Origin of the sequence: Corynebacterium gottingense, assembly GCF_002285125.1 — a bacterium.
GTDB classification, from domain to species: Bacteria; Actinomycetota; Actinomycetes; order Mycobacteriales; family Mycobacteriaceae; genus Corynebacterium; species Corynebacterium gottingense.
Genome location: NZ_NSGN01000012.1, coordinates 16,891 through 30,055 on the forward strand (window position 1 = coordinate 16,891; position 13,165 = coordinate 30,055).

The following is a 13,165-nucleotide window of genomic DNA, read 5'->3' on the forward strand; positions in this document are numbered from 1 at the left end:
GGCCTACTGGTCCAGCACTGCCGGATCCTGCGGGTCCTCCACGGAGGCAACGACGGTGTCGTCGTAGCTCGTCGGCGAGATGCGCGCCGCGGCGCTGTTGCCACTGTTCCACTGGGTGCTGATGGCAATGACGCCCGCGATGGTCAGCAGGATCAGCAGCGTGCCCGCGGCGATGCAAGCCGGGTGGAGGCGGCTCGCCCCCGCCGGCTTCTCCACGGTGTCCTCCGTGACCGCTGCGGCTGGCTGGTCCGGGGTTTGCTCCGCGGCGAGCGCGGCTGCTTCCGCGTCGTCGTCGGCGCGGAAGCGCGGGAAGCGGCGCCGGGGCTGATCGGGTTCCGCGACGCTCTCCTCGGGCTCGCCGATGAGCGTGGTGGACGCGGCCACAGCACCCGCAGGTTCCTCAGCGTCTTTGGCCACCGTCGCCGCGGCGACCTCGCGCGACGCCGGGTCCACCTCGGGCTCCGCCGGCGCTGGCTCGTCCAGCAGCGGGGAGGGGGCTAGTGGGATCGAGTCGCCGGTGAGCTCGCCCGACGCGAGGGAGGGGCGACCGCAGGATGCCTCGTTCGGGGCGCCGACGGTGACGAGCTCCGGAATCCGCTGCGCCTCCGGCAGCGGGAGGAACGGCACCGGCGAAACTTCATTCGGGGTACCGGTCTCGTCCACCCCGCTGAGGTTGACGGTGAGCTCGACGCCGTTGGCGGTGGGCGCATGGTAGCCGCGCACGACCACGATGAGGCCGCGCTGCTCAAGGTTGCGCAGCGTCGGGGTGATCTCGGACGCGGTGCGCGGGTCAAGCGTGCCCACGCCGCCCTTGCCCAGGCAGGCGATGACGTCGCCGGCCTCGTCGAAGCCGAGGCGGACAAGTAAGCTCATCCGGTCATTCATGTCGCGCTCCGCAGCGTCCGGCAGGTAGGACACGACGCGGGGGCCGGTGCCGTCCAGCAGTGCCCAGGGCTCGGTCGGGGGCTCGTTGGCGGGGATGCACAGGCCCGGGCGGGGGAGGCGGAGGGTGAGGTTCACGGTGCCGCCAGCATGCGACTCGGCCCTTGCGGTGACCTCCGGCGTCAGGCCCGCCTCGGCGATGTGGGCGAGCTCCTGGTACTCCAGCGCGTCGTGCTCGGCCATCGCGCCCAGAATTTTGCCGTCAGCGGCGATGTAAAAGCCTGCGTCCTCGCCGCGCTGCAACAGAGTGACCTGGAAGTCGGCGTGCCCGTCGCGAGCATTCGCCAGGTAGTTGCGCACAAGCGCCTGATCCACATCGCAGGTAGGAATGCTTCGGACGGCGCCGATCCCGTGGTCAGGAACCACGTAGCTCGGGCTTTGCATGATCCTTCTCCACCTTACTGTTCGGATTGGAAATACGGGCGGGATGTTGTTGTGTCACGTTGCTCTTAGCTGGCAGCCTATCTCAGAGCGCGGTGATGTTCGACGTGCCGGGTGTCTCCCCAGTGCAGAACTTGCGCTGCGCTGCAACTGCCGGTTCTGGATCAAGTATATGTGTCGCCGTAATCGGGACGAAGTGTGCCTGTTGAACAATCGTGTAATTTACGGGGTTTACGTGCAATAACGCGCGTTCTGCTAGAAATCGGCTGAGAGAGCGCCGGGAGGCGAGTGGTCCGACGTGCGTGAACCACTTAAGAGACTCGGGCACATACTCAGGATCCCCGAGCCGCGCCGCCACCCCCGAAGCGGGGCAGCAAAACGTTGGACTCGCGATGGTGATCGGCTACACGCCGCCAGCCTTTCCCGCAGTCAGGCCGCGGTTCACAGCCGAGGTGATCGCCTTGAGCGACGCGCGCGTCGTGGACGCGGCGATGCCAACACCCCAGGCTGTAGCTCCGTCGACGTCGGCGTAAATGTAGCAGACCGCGTCGGCGTCGTCGCCCGCCGTGCGCGAGCGCTGCGAGTAGTCCTGCACCTCAAAGTCGATGCCCAGGGACTCGAGCGCGTTTGCAAACGCGGCGATCGGGCCGTTGCCGGTGCCGCGCAGCTCGTGGCGCTCGCCCTTATAGTCCACCGTCACCTGGACCGCGGAGTCGTCGTCCTCCGCGACCGCGCCGGTGACCTCGTAGTCCACCAGTTCCAGCGGGGAGTCCAGGTCCAGGTAGGCGCCGGCGAAAATGTCCCACATGTTCTTGGAGTTGACCTCGCCGCCCTCGCTGTCGGTGATGTTCTGCACCACCGCGGAGAACTCGGGCTGCATCGCCTTCGGCATGTTGATGCCGTGGTCCGTCTTCATAATGTAGGCCACGCCGCCCTTGCCGGACTGCGAGTTCACGCGGATCACGGCCTCGTAGGTGCGGCCCACGTCCTTCGGGTCGATGGGCAGGTACGGCACCTCCCACACCGTGTCGCGCAGCTCCTCCCAGGTGACATCGTTGGAGGAAGCGTTCGGGTGCACGCGCTGCGCCAGCGCGTCCAGGCCCTTATTAATCGCGTCCTGGTGCGAGCCGGAGAAGGCGGTGAAGACCAGGTCGCCGCCGTACGGGTGGCGCTCCGGGACGCGCAGCTGGTTGCAGTACTCCACGGTCTGGCGGATCTTGTTGATGTCCGAGAAATCGATCTGCGGGTCCACGCCCTGCGTGAGCATGTTCAGGCCCAGGGTGACCAGGTCCACGTTGCCGGTGCGCTCGCCGTTGCCAAACAGGCAGCCCTCGATGCGGTCGGCGCCGGCCAGGTAGCCCAGCTCGGCGGCGGCAACGCCCTCGCCGCGGTCGTTGTGCGGGTGCAGCGACAGGATGATGGACTCACGGTGCGCCAGGTTCCGGTGCATCCACTCGATGGAATCGGCGTACACGTTCGGGCTGATCATCTCCACCGTGGACGGCAGGTTGATGATCATCGGGTCCGCCGGCGTCGGCTCCATGACGTCCACGACCGCGTCGCAGACCTCCTTGGCGAAGTCCAGTTCGGTGCCCGTGTAGGACTCCGGCGAGTACTCCCAGCGCCAGCGCGTATCCGGGTAGTCCTCCGCAATGGACTTGATCAGCTCGGCCGCGTCGGTGGCCAGCTTCTTAATCGCCGGGCGGTCCTTGCGGAAGACCGCCTCGCGCTGCAGCTTGGAGGTGGAGTTGTAGAAGTGGACGATGACGTTCTTGGCACCCTCGCAGGCCTCGAAGGTGCGGCGGATCAGGTGCTCGCGTGCCTGCACCAGGACCTGGATGGTCACGTCCTCTGGGATCATGTTCTTCTCAATGATCTCGCGCACGAAGTCGAAGTCCGTCTGCGAGGCCGACGGGAAGCCTACCTCGATCTCCTTGTACCCCATCTCCACCAACAGGTTGAACATGCGGCGCTTGCGCTCGGGGCTCATCGGGTCAATCAGCGCCTGGTTGCCGTCGCGCAGGTCTACGGCGCACCACTGCGGCGCGACCGTGATCTTCTTGTCCGGCCAGGTGCGGTCCGGCAGGGTAATGTCCTCGACTTCTTCGGCGAACGTCAGGTACCGGTCCGCCGGCATCTGGGACCCGCGCTGCTTGTTCCACGCCGGCTGGCCCTCGTTCTTGGGGCCGTTTGGGGTCTGGATCTCGCGGGGTACGTAAAAGTCGTTGGCGTTGCTCATTGGTCTTCCTTCCACGGGTGGGCGTTTGCACTATTCACGGCCGGCAAACACGAACTCCGCGACGGGGTGCCGGCCGTGTTAGTGAAGGGCCTGATTCCCGCCGCGGCGTAGAAGGAGTAGCTGCCTGTGTGACATGCCAGACATCTTACATAGCCCAGCCCCTGTGTCACGCGGATCACATATTTATATGCAGGGAGTGCTTATTAACGCCACCGCTACCGAATACTCACGCGCGTCACCATCGCCGCGCTGAACAGCATGCCCGCGATGAGCAGCGCCATCGCTGTCCAGCCGAGGGCCCCGGACAGCGAGAACTTCTCGCCCAAAAGTACAAGTCCCAAGGTCAGGGCCACGAGCGGCTCGACGACCTTCATCGCCGGCAGCGTGGTCGCGAGCTTGCCCGCGCCGAAGGCGAACTGCTGCACGACGGTGCCGATCACGGCGCAGGCGAGCATGGCCCAGAACTGCCAGGAGGCGAGGATGCCCAGGACGCCGCCGTGGACGTAGGCGTCCACGGCCACCTTGGAAAACACGGCCAGGTAGCCGAAGATGGCGCCGCAGAGGATGCCAAAGGCGAGGCTTTGGACGGCCGCGGAGTAGGCGCGGGCGAACGCGAACGTCGAAAAGAGCCCCACGAGCCCGATGCCGACGGCGGTGAGCCACTCCCAGGTGTGCGGCGCGCGCTCGCCGGGCAGCGGGCGGCCGATGACGACCACGACGCCGACGAACACGGTGAGCAGGATGGCCCAGAACGAGGTGGCGGCGGACATGCGGCGGCGCTCGACGCGCGCGGAGAGCAACAGCGTGAGCATGAGGGAGAGCACGAGGACGGGCTGCACGACGAGCAGGGAGCCGAACGCGAGCGCGACCGCTTGGAAGCCGTACGCCGCCAGCGCGAGCGCGAGGGAGAACCACCAGGCGGGGCGCTTGAGGGCGCTGAGCGGGGAGTCATTGACCTCCCCTTGGTCGCGTCCGGCGCGCAAGATTTGGTGGCGCCAGACGGTGCCCACCGCGATCAGGAGCGCGGACGTGAATGCGAAGCCGACCGCAAGATAGTTGTTGTGCACGCAGAATTATATTAGTGCGATACCTCGAATCGTGAGTTTTCGCCCGCTAAGGTTGGATGACGGGTTTGCAACGTTTGCGCGGCCCCAGAATTGTCACCTGAACGGAAGGCGTACAACACCAATGGCACTGATCGTCCAGAAGTACGGAGGCTCATCCCTCGAAAGTGCGGAGCGAATCCGCGCCGTCGCTGAGCGAATCGTTGCCACGAAGAAGGCCGGGCACGACGTCGTCGTGGTGTGCTCCGCAATGGGCGACACCACCGATGAGCTCCTGGACCTCGCCGCGGAGGTCAACCCGACCCCGCCCGCGCGCGAGATGGACATGCTGCTCACCGCGGGCGAGCGCATCTCCAACTCGCTGGTGGCCATGGCGGTGGCCTCGTTCGGCGTGGACGTGCGCTCCTTCACCGGCTCCCAGGCCGGCGTAATCACCACCGAGCGCTACGGAAACGCGCGCATTATAGAGGTCACCCCGGGCCGCGTGCAGGAAGCGGTGGACGAGGGAAAGGTCGCCATCGTCGCTGGCTTCCAGGGTGTGAACCGCGATACGCGCGACATCACCACCCTAGGCCGCGGCGGGTCCGACACCACCGCGGTGGCGCTCGCTGCGGCGATGCACGCGGACGAGTGCGAGATCTACTCGGACGTGGACGGCGTGTACACCGCGGACCCGCGCATTGTCTCGGACGCCCGCAAGCTGGACAAGCTCTGCTTTGAGGAGATGCTCGAGCTGGCCGCGTCCGGGTCGAAGATTTTGGTGCTGCGCAGCGTCGAGTACGCGCGCGCGTTTAACGTGCCCATGCGAGTCCGCTCGTCTTACAGTAACGACACCGGCACTCTCGTCGCCGGAGCATTGGAGGATATTCCCATGGAAGAAGCAGTCCTGTCCGGCGTCGCCACCGATAAGTCGGAGGCAAAGATCACGGTGCTCGGCATCCCGGATACCCCGGGCGAGGCCGCGAAGATCTTCCGCACGCTCGCGGACGCGGAGATCAACATCGACACCGTGCTGCAGAACATCTCCACCCGCGAGGAGAAGAAGACGGACATCACCTTCACCCTCCCGGTGGCGGACCGCCCGCGCGCCATGACCCTGCTGACCAAGCTGCAGCAGGACGAGGGGTGGACCGATGTGACCCACAACGATGAGATTGGCAAGGTCTCCCTTGTCGGCGCGGGCATGAAGTCGCACCCTGGAGTCACCGCTGACTTTGCCGAGGCGCTTCGCGACGCCGGCGTGAACATCGAGATGATCAACACCTCAGAGATCCGCATCACCGCCGTGATCCGCGAGTCCGAGCTGGACAACGCGTGCCGCGCCATCCACGATCGCTTCGACCTCGGCGGCGACGAGCCGGCCGTGGTCTACGCCGGCACCGGCCGCTAAGCTCACGCCACACCGTATATAACCGCAACGCTTTCAAGGAGCTGTTTTCCCCATGACCACCATCGCCGTCGTCGGAGCAACCGGGCAGGTCGGGCGCGTAATGCGCACCATCCTCGCGGAGCGCGATTTCCCGGCAGACACCGTCCGCTTCTTCGCTTCCCCGCGCTCTGCGGGCAAGAAGTTGGACTACCGCGGCACCGAGGTGGTCGTGGAGGACCTGACCCAGGTCACCGAGGACTCCGTCAAGGACATCGACATCGCCCTGTTCTCCGCCGGTGGCTCCACCTCCAAGGAGTGGGCCCCGGTCTTCGCCGCGGCTGGTGTGAAGGTCGTGGACAACTCCTCCGCGTGGCGCAAGGACCCCGAGGTTCCGCTCATCGTCTCCGAGGTCAACCCGGACGACGCGAAGGCCCTGCCCAAGGGCATCATTGCCAACCCCAACTGCACGACCATGGCGATCATGCCGGTGGCGAAGGCGCTGCATGACGCAGCCTCGCTCACCACCATGCGCGTCGCCTCCTACCAGGCCGTTTCTGGCTCTGGCCTAGCGGGCGTGGAGGCCCTGGCGGACCAGGTCGCGGAAATCGGCGACCGCAACACCGAGCTCACCCTGGACGGCTCCGTGCTCGCCCCTGAGGACCTTGGCCCCTACGTCGCCCCGATCGCCTACAACGCGGTCCCGCTGGCGGGCAACCTTGTTGACGACGGCACCGAGGAAACCGACGAGGAGCAGAAGCTGCGCAACGAGTCCCGCAAGATCCTGGGGATCCCCGAGCTCAACGTCGCCGGCACCTGCGTCCGCATCCCGGTCTTCACCGGCCACACAATGGTGGTCCACGCCGAGTTTGCCAAGGCGATCACGCCCGACAAGGCGCGGGCCGTGCTTGCGGACGCGTCGGGCGTCTCCGTTGCGGACGTGCCCACGCCGCTCGCCGCCGCGGGCAAGGACGAGTCCCTGGTTGGGCGCATCCGCCAGGATCAGACAGTTGAGGGCAACCGTGGCCTGATCTTCGTCGTTTCCGGCGATAACCTGCGCAAGGGCGCGGCGCTGAACACGATCCAGATCGCCGAGCTGCTGGTGTAGCAATACGGTCGTCCTGCGATAGGTCACGAGCAGGGCGACAAACGGTTGCAATTCCATAAAGAGAGTTGCCTGTAGCTGAGATTTCGCCAAAAATGGTGGCTATGAGTATTCGACGCCGACGCAACCGTGCCCAATTCGCGGCACACGCAGCAGTCGGCGCTCTGCTCCTGGGGGCTATGGGGGCCGTCACGCCAGCGCCTGGCGCGCTGGCGGCGGAGACGGGCAAGTGGTCGAACACCACGATCAAACCCGGCCAGACGCTGTTCTTGGTAACGGCGAAGGAGAGCGGGGCGTCGCTGCGCATGAATTCTGAAGACCCAAGCACGCTGCCCGCGGGCTGGAGCGCCATTTCCCGGCCGAACGGGCTGCGCCTTACCGCGCCGCAGTCCGCCAATGGCAGCGATTACGCCACGGTCCAGGTGACGGAGGGCGGCGCCGTGGTTGATGAGTTCAAGGTGCGCCTGGACACCAGCGGCACCGGCAAGCGCGCCCGAGCCACCGCCACGTCCACGCTGGCGCCCGCGCCGGAGACCAGCGAACGCAAGCAAGAACAGGACGAAAAAGCCCCCGCGACAAGCGCGGGGGAGCGTCCGACCCCGACCCCCGTGGCTGCGCAGCCCGTCGCGGTGGTGGCGACCTCGGAGGCCCCCATGACCTCGGCTGAGCCGACCAGCGAGACGGCGGTACTGCCCGCCGCGCTACCGGGATCCGAGACCGGCGCGGCGTCCGAGGGCTGGTTCGGCGGGATCGTGTCCCGCGTGAACAGCCTCTTCAGCCGCTAGGCGGCCGCTACAGGCGGGTGCTGCCGTTCCCGTTGCCCGTGTCGGCGTCGTCGCCGGACTCGGCCTCCTCGGCCTCCTCCTTGGCAATCATGTCGTCCACGGTGGTGTCGTTCCACGGCTCGTCCGGGTTTTTGGCGTACTCCTCCTTGGACTGCGGCTCCGTGTAGGACACGTAGACCACGTCGCCGTCGGGGTCCTCGGGGTCGTATTCGACCTCGTCGTCGTCGATAAGCTCCTGGCCCACCTCGTCCTCGAGGGCCTCGGTGAACTCCTCCTCCTCGATGACGGATTTGCTGGTCAGGTATTCCAGCTCCTTCTCATCGTTCTTGGTAAAGCGCTCGCGCGGATCCAGCTTGAGGCGGGTCAGCTCGAGGGCGCGACGGCGGCGGTTGCCCTCCTTGCGCAGCTTCTGGGCGCCGCGCAACCATGCCGCAGCGACGACGACGATGAGCAGGATGCCAATGTAGCCCAGGACCGGGTAGACGTACGCAACCAGCGTCTTAAAGCCGACGAAGGAGAGCGCGAAACCGACCAGGCAGGTCACGCTGAAGATGATCGGGTACTTGTCCTCGCGGCCGCGCGAGAGGCGCTTGCCCAGCGCGTAGAACATGCCCATCGCGGTGGCGAAGATCATGCCGAAGACCACAAGCGCCATGATGGTGCCCAGGATCGGGTTGATGTCATTGATCAGGGTCAGCATCGGCATGTCCTCGCCGGAGACCGTGTCAATCTTGACCATCAGCGCGGTGGCCAGCAGCATGAGCATGACCAGGTAGCCCATGCCGCCAATGAAGCCGCCCAGGCCCGCGGCGCGGGTGTCCAGGTAGTTACCGCCGATCACGAGGGCCATCGAGACCACGCACATCACGTTGAGGCCCGTGTAATTCAGCGCCGCCATCCACCAGTTCGGCAGGGTGGTGTTGACCTGCTCTGCGGACATGTTGATGCTGTGCCAGTCAATGTCGGTGGTGATGAGGGTGTACGAGCAGCCGAAGATGACAAAGGCCAGCAGGAACGGGGTGAGCGAGCCGATCGCGGCCGTCACCTTGTCCACGTCGAGCATGCCCACACCCAGCACGAGCACGAGCATGAGCACCGCGCCGATCCAGACGGGGATGCCAAACTGCTGGTTCAGGTTCGACCCCGCACCGGCGAACATGACGAAGCCGATGGAGAACAGGGTGGTGATCGTAGCGATGTCCAGAATCCAGGACATCACCTTGCTGGAAATGTTTCCCAGCACTTCCATGTGCTCGTTGGCCTGGAAGTACGACCCGAGCTGGAGGATGGACACGCCGGCGATGAGCATGAGCACGGAACCGAGGATGGCGCCGTAAATGCCTTCAGTGCCGAACGCTGAGAAGTACTGCATTGCCTCCTGGCCGGATGCGAAACCCGCGCCAACAACCACGCCGATAAAGGCGAAGGAGATACCTATTGCGTTTTTAAGCATGAAATCTTTCCGTAAGAAATCAGGGATGTTCGGATAAACCTTTGCAATAGTATCGCCATTTGCTCTCAATGACAGTTAAGCGGGGAGCATGCTTTGCGACGCCACGCTGTCCACAGCTACCGCTCACTGACGACGGTGCTGCCGCCGTCCTCCCGCTCCGACTCGTCGTCGGCCCACTGAGCCGCGAGGTCTTCCTCGCTCGGGTTGCCCTTCCACGGCTCGTCCGGGTGCTTGGCGTAGTCCTCCTTGGACTGCGGGTCCGTGTAGGTGACGTAGACCACGTCGCCGTCTCGGTCCTCGGGGTCGTAATCGACCTCGTTGTCGTCGATAAGCTCTTGGCCCACCTCCTCCTCGAGGGCGGCCTCGAGCTCCTCGTTGTCCACGATGGAAGCCTGGATGATGAAGTCCAGTTCCTTCTCATCGTTTTTGGTAAATCGCTCGCGGGGGTCGAGCTTCAGGCGCATGAGCTCGCGGGCGCGGCGGCGGCGATTCCCTTCCTTGCGGAGCTTCTGCGAGCTGCGCAGCCACGCGGCGGCAAGGACGACGATGAGCAGAATGCCCAGGTAACCCAGGATCGGGTAGACCACGGACACGAGCGTTTTGAAGCCGACGAAGGAAAGCGCGAAGCCGATGAGGCAGGTGGTGATGAAGATGGGGCGGAACCGCTCCTGGCGGCCGCGGGCCAGGCGCTTGCCCAGCGCGAAGAACATGCCGAGTGCGGTGGCGAAGATCATGCCGAAGATGACCAGGGACATGATGAAGCCGAGGACCGGGTGGATGTTGGTGATAAGGGTGAGCATCGGCATGGCATCGCCCGCGATGCTGCCCACTGCGGCGAGCAGACCGCAGGACAGCAGGAGCAGCATGACGAGGTAGCCCATGCCGCCGAGGAAGCCGCCCAGGCCCGCGGCGCGCGTGTCCAGGTAGTTGCCGCCAATAACCAGGGCCATGGAGGCGACGCAGATGGCGTTGAGTCCCGTGTAGTTCAGAGAGGAGATCCACCAGTTGGGCAGTGTGGTGGAAACCTCCTGGGCCTGCGCGTTGAAGCTGGACCAGTCGAGGTCCGTGGTGCACAGGGTCCAGATGCAGCCGAAGATGACAAAGAACAGCAGCAGCGGGGTCACGGCGCCGACTGCGGCGGTGACCTTGTCCACGTCCATCATGCCGATGACCAGCACGAGCGCGAGCATGAGCGTCGCGCCGATCCACACCGGCCAGCCGAACTGCTGGTTCAGGTTGGCGCCCGCGCCGGCGTACATGACAAAGCCGATGGAGAACAGGGTGGTGATGGTGGCGATGTCCAGGATCCAGGACATGACCTTGCTGGACACGCTGCCCAGTACCTCCATGTGCTCGTTGGCCTGGAAGTACGAGCCAAGCTGGAGGATGGAGACGCCGGCGATGAGCATGAGCGCGGAGCTTAAGGCCGCGCCCCAGATGCCCTGCGTGCCGAACGCGATGAAGTACTGCATTGTCTCTTGCCCGGAGGCAAAACCGGCGCCGACGAGGACGCCAATGAACGCGAAGGCGATGCCAATTGCGTTTTTGAGCATGAGAGGCTCACTACTTTCAAGAATGTTCGTGTGATTTCCACACACAAGTGTAGCGTGACCTAGCTCACGGCGTGTGACTGACCTTAATCGTCGTCGGTGTGGTGAATGAGATCACGCCTTGCGCGGGCGACGCGCGAGCGGATCGTGCCCACCCGCACGCCGGTGATCGCCGCGGCCTCCTCGTAGGTGTAGCCCAGGACTTGGGTCAGCACGAGGGCTTCGCGGCGCTCGGGGCGGAGGCTGTCGAGGAGGAGGCGGGCGTCGATAGCCTCTGACCAGGCGTTTGCGTCATCGGGGCTGGCTTCCTGCGCGGCCACTTCGTCGTACTCGGCGACCGCCTTGCGCGGGCGCGCCATGTCGTGGCGCACCGAATCGACCCACGCGCGGCGCGCGAGCGAGAGCAGCCAGGTGCGTGCCGACGAGCGCGCCTTGAACCGGGGGAGCGACCCGAGGACGCGCAGGTACGTCTCCTGGGCGAGGTCGTCGGCGTGTTCGGCGCCGGCGAGGTGGGCGAGCAGCCGCCAAACGTCGTCTTGCGTCGCGGCGATAAATTGCGACAGCGCGGCCTTGTCGCCGCGACCCGCTTTGAGCGCGAGGGCGGTGACGTAGTCGTCGTCAGTGCTGCTCACGAATGCTTAGGCTACCAGCGCACGCGAAATTCCCTAGGCTTGGCGGGGTACGTGCCACCGACAGTCAAGGAGGAGCCACCAATGGCTGAGAAGAGCAAGGCAGAAGACATCGTTGCAAAGGGCGAGCGCCCCGCGGGCAACGGCCGCACCACCCAGCTGAGCGGCCAGCCGGTCGCCTCTGAGCACCTGTCCATCGTCCAGGGTCGTCGTGGGGCCAATGTGCTTAACGACGTCCACATGATCGAGAAGCTGGCCCACTTCAACCGGGAAAACGTGCCGGAGCGCATCCCGCACGCGAAGGGCCACGGCGCCTTCGGTGAGCTGCACATCACCGAGGACGTGTCCAAGTACACCAAGGCCAAGCTGTTCCAGCCCGGCACCGTGACCCCGATGGCGGCGCGCTTTTCCACCGTCGCCGGTGAGGCCGGTTCCCCGGATACTTGGCGCGACGTCCACGGCTTTGCACTGCGCTTCTACACCGAGGACGGCAACTACGACATCGTGGGCAACAACACCCCGACGTTCTTCATGCGCGACGGGCTGAAGTTCGCCGACTTCATCCACTCCCAGAAGCGCCAGCCCAACTCCGGCCTGCGCGACGACGAGATGCAGTGGGACTTCTGGACCCGCACTCCTGAGTCCGCGCACCAGGTGACCTACCTGCTGGGCGATCGCGGCACCCCGAAGACCTCCCGTCACCAGGACGGCTTCGGCTCCCACACCTTCCAGTGGATCAACGAGGAAGGCACCCCGGTGTGGGTGAAGTACCACTTCAAGACCCGCCAGGGTTGGGAGTGCTTCACCGATGAGGAGGCCACGGAGAAGGCCGGGTCCGACCCGGACTTCCAGCGCGAGGACCTCTTCAACGCGATCGCGGAGGGCGACTACCCGGTCTGGGACGTGAAGGTCCAGATCATGCCGTTCGAGGAGGCGAAGGACTACCGCTTTAACCCCTTCGACCTGACCAAGGTCTGGTCGCAGAAGGACTACCCGCTTATCGACGTCGGCTACTTCGTGCTCAACCGCAACCCGAAGAACTTCCACGCCCAGATCGAGCAGCTGGCACTGGACCCGGCCAACCTGGTCCCGGGCGTTGGCCTGTCGCCGGACCGCATGCTGCAAGCCCGCGTGTTCGCATACTCCGACCAGCAGCGCTACCGCATCGGCGCGAACTACAAGGACCTGCCAGTCAACCGCCCGTTGAACCAGGTGAACACCTACTCCGAGCGCGGCAGCATGGCGTACTTCTTCAACGAGGAGAACGAGCCGAACTACGTGCCCAACCGCACCGAGAAGGGCGCCGGCTACCTGGACAACAACGAGGATTCTTCCTCCAACTTCACCGACTACGGCCAGGCGGAGAACCTCTACGTCAACCCGGACCCGGAGGGTACTGACCTGGTGCGCGACGCCTACGTGAAGCACGCCGAGGACGACGACTTCGGCCAGGCCACCACGCTCTACCGCGACGTCTTCGACGACGCGGCCAAGGAGCGCTTCGTGCACAACATCACCAACAAGATGATGGCAATCAAGAACAAGGACGTTGAAGAGCGCGTCTACGCCTACTGGGGCAAGGTCGACGCCGACCTGGAGACCAAGGTCCGCGAGTCCCTGGCCAAGAAGCGCGCCGAGCAGGAGAAGTAAC

General features: G+C 65.2%; 10 protein-coding genes. 4 read left to right on the forward strand and 6 right to left on the reverse strand.

The features are described 5' to 3' along the window. Positions 1-3: 3 nt before the first annotated feature. From CKJ82_RS10725 to CKJ82_RS10735, 3 genes are all read right to left on the reverse strand, one after another. The gene (locus CKJ82_RS10725) at positions 4-1,326 is read right to left on the reverse strand and encodes a hypothetical protein (RefSeq protein WP_095538135.1); all 1,323 of its coding nucleotides are present in this window, start codon (positions 1,324-1,326) and stop codon (positions 4-6) included. Positions 1,327-1,726: 400 nt separating this feature from the next. Continuing rightward, positions 1,727-3,562, reverse strand: coding sequence for a 2-isopropylmalate synthase (leuA, locus tag CKJ82_RS10730; protein WP_095538136.1), 1,836 nt, complete (start codon positions 3,560-3,562; stop codon positions 1,727-1,729). Positions 3,563-3,777: 215 nt separating this feature from the next. Then, positions 3,778-4,629: a DMT family transporter gene (locus CKJ82_RS10735; RefSeq protein WP_095538137.1), complete on the reverse strand. Its 852-nt coding sequence runs from the start codon at positions 4,627-4,629 to the stop codon at positions 3,778-3,780. 121 nt (positions 4,630-4,750) lie between these two features. On the opposite strand from CKJ82_RS10735, the gene CKJ82_RS10740 reads away from it, so the two are divergent. The 3 genes from CKJ82_RS10740 (at position 4,751) to CKJ82_RS10750 (ending at position 7,882) form a co-directional block, all read left to right on the forward strand. Continuing rightward, positions 4,751-6,016, forward strand: a complete 1,266-nt coding sequence (locus tag CKJ82_RS10740; RefSeq protein ID WP_095538138.1) for an aspartate kinase — start codon at positions 4,751-4,753, stop codon at positions 6,014-6,016. Between the two features lie 52 nt (positions 6,017-6,068). Beyond that, entirely contained in the window at positions 6,069-7,100 is a 1,032-nt protein-coding gene (locus CKJ82_RS10745) for an aspartate-semialdehyde dehydrogenase (protein WP_095538139.1), read from the forward strand. A 101-nt stretch (positions 7,101-7,201) separates the two neighbouring features. Then, positions 7,202-7,882, forward strand: coding sequence for a hypothetical protein (locus CKJ82_RS10750; protein ID WP_133064072.1), 681 nt, complete (start codon positions 7,202-7,204; stop codon positions 7,880-7,882). A gap of 7 nt (positions 7,883-7,889) precedes the next feature. Here the strand turns inward: CKJ82_RS10750 and CKJ82_RS10755 are convergent, their stop codons facing one another. From CKJ82_RS10755 to CKJ82_RS10765, 3 genes are all read right to left on the reverse strand, one after another. After that, positions 7,890-9,335 carry a YkvI family membrane protein gene (locus tag CKJ82_RS10755; RefSeq protein WP_095538141.1) on the reverse strand — a complete coding sequence of 482 codons (1,446 nt, stop codon included), beginning with the start codon at positions 9,333-9,335 and terminating at the stop codon, positions 7,890-7,892. Positions 9,336-9,451: 116 nt separating this feature from the next. Further along, a complete protein-coding gene (locus CKJ82_RS10760) occupies positions 9,452-10,888 on the reverse strand; it encodes a YkvI family membrane protein (protein WP_205691407.1) in 1,437 nt (478 codons plus the stop codon). An 83-nt stretch (positions 10,889-10,971) separates the two neighbouring features. Then, on the reverse strand, positions 10,972-11,517 hold the full coding sequence (locus CKJ82_RS10765; protein ID WP_095538142.1) for an RNA polymerase sigma factor: 546 nt from the start codon (positions 11,515-11,517) through the stop codon (positions 10,972-10,974). Positions 11,518-11,598: 81 nt separating this feature from the next. Here CKJ82_RS10765 and CKJ82_RS10770 point away from each other — a divergent pair, with 81 nt between their 5' ends. After that, complete coding sequence (locus CKJ82_RS10770; RefSeq protein ID WP_095538143.1) at positions 11,599-13,164, forward strand: catalase; 1,566 nt, start codon at positions 11,599-11,601, stop codon at positions 13,162-13,164. The last annotated feature ends 1 nt before the right edge of the window (position 13,165 follow it).

Bases quoted from the DNA above. Each gene is read 5' to 3' on its own strand.
- CKJ82_RS10760 (WP_205691407.1), bottom strand. From the start codon at position 10,888: ATGCTCAAAAACGCAATTGGCATCGCCTTCGCGTTCATTGGCGTCCTC.
- CKJ82_RS10745 (WP_095538139.1), top strand. From the start codon at position 6,069: ATGACCACCATCGCCGTCGTCGGAGCAACCGGGCAGGTCGGGCGCGTA.
- CKJ82_RS10750 (WP_133064072.1), top strand. From the start codon at position 7,202: ATGAGTATTCGACGCCGACGCAACCGTGCCCAATTCGCGGCACACGCA.
- leuA (WP_095538136.1), bottom strand. From the start codon at position 3,562: ATGAGCAACGCCAACGACTTTTACGTACCCCGCGAGATCCAGACCCCA.
- CKJ82_RS10770 (WP_095538143.1), top strand. From the start codon at position 11,599: ATGGCTGAGAAGAGCAAGGCAGAAGACATCGTTGCAAAGGGCGAGCGC.
- CKJ82_RS10740 (WP_095538138.1), top strand. From the start codon at position 4,751: ATGGCACTGATCGTCCAGAAGTACGGAGGCTCATCCCTCGAAAGTGCG.
- CKJ82_RS10755 (WP_095538141.1), bottom strand. From the start codon at position 9,335: ATGCTTAAAAACGCAATAGGTATCTCCTTCGCCTTTATCGGCGTGGTT.
- CKJ82_RS10725 (WP_095538135.1), bottom strand. From the start codon at position 1,326: ATGCAAAGCCCGAGCTACGTGGTTCCTGACCACGGGATCGGCGCCGTC.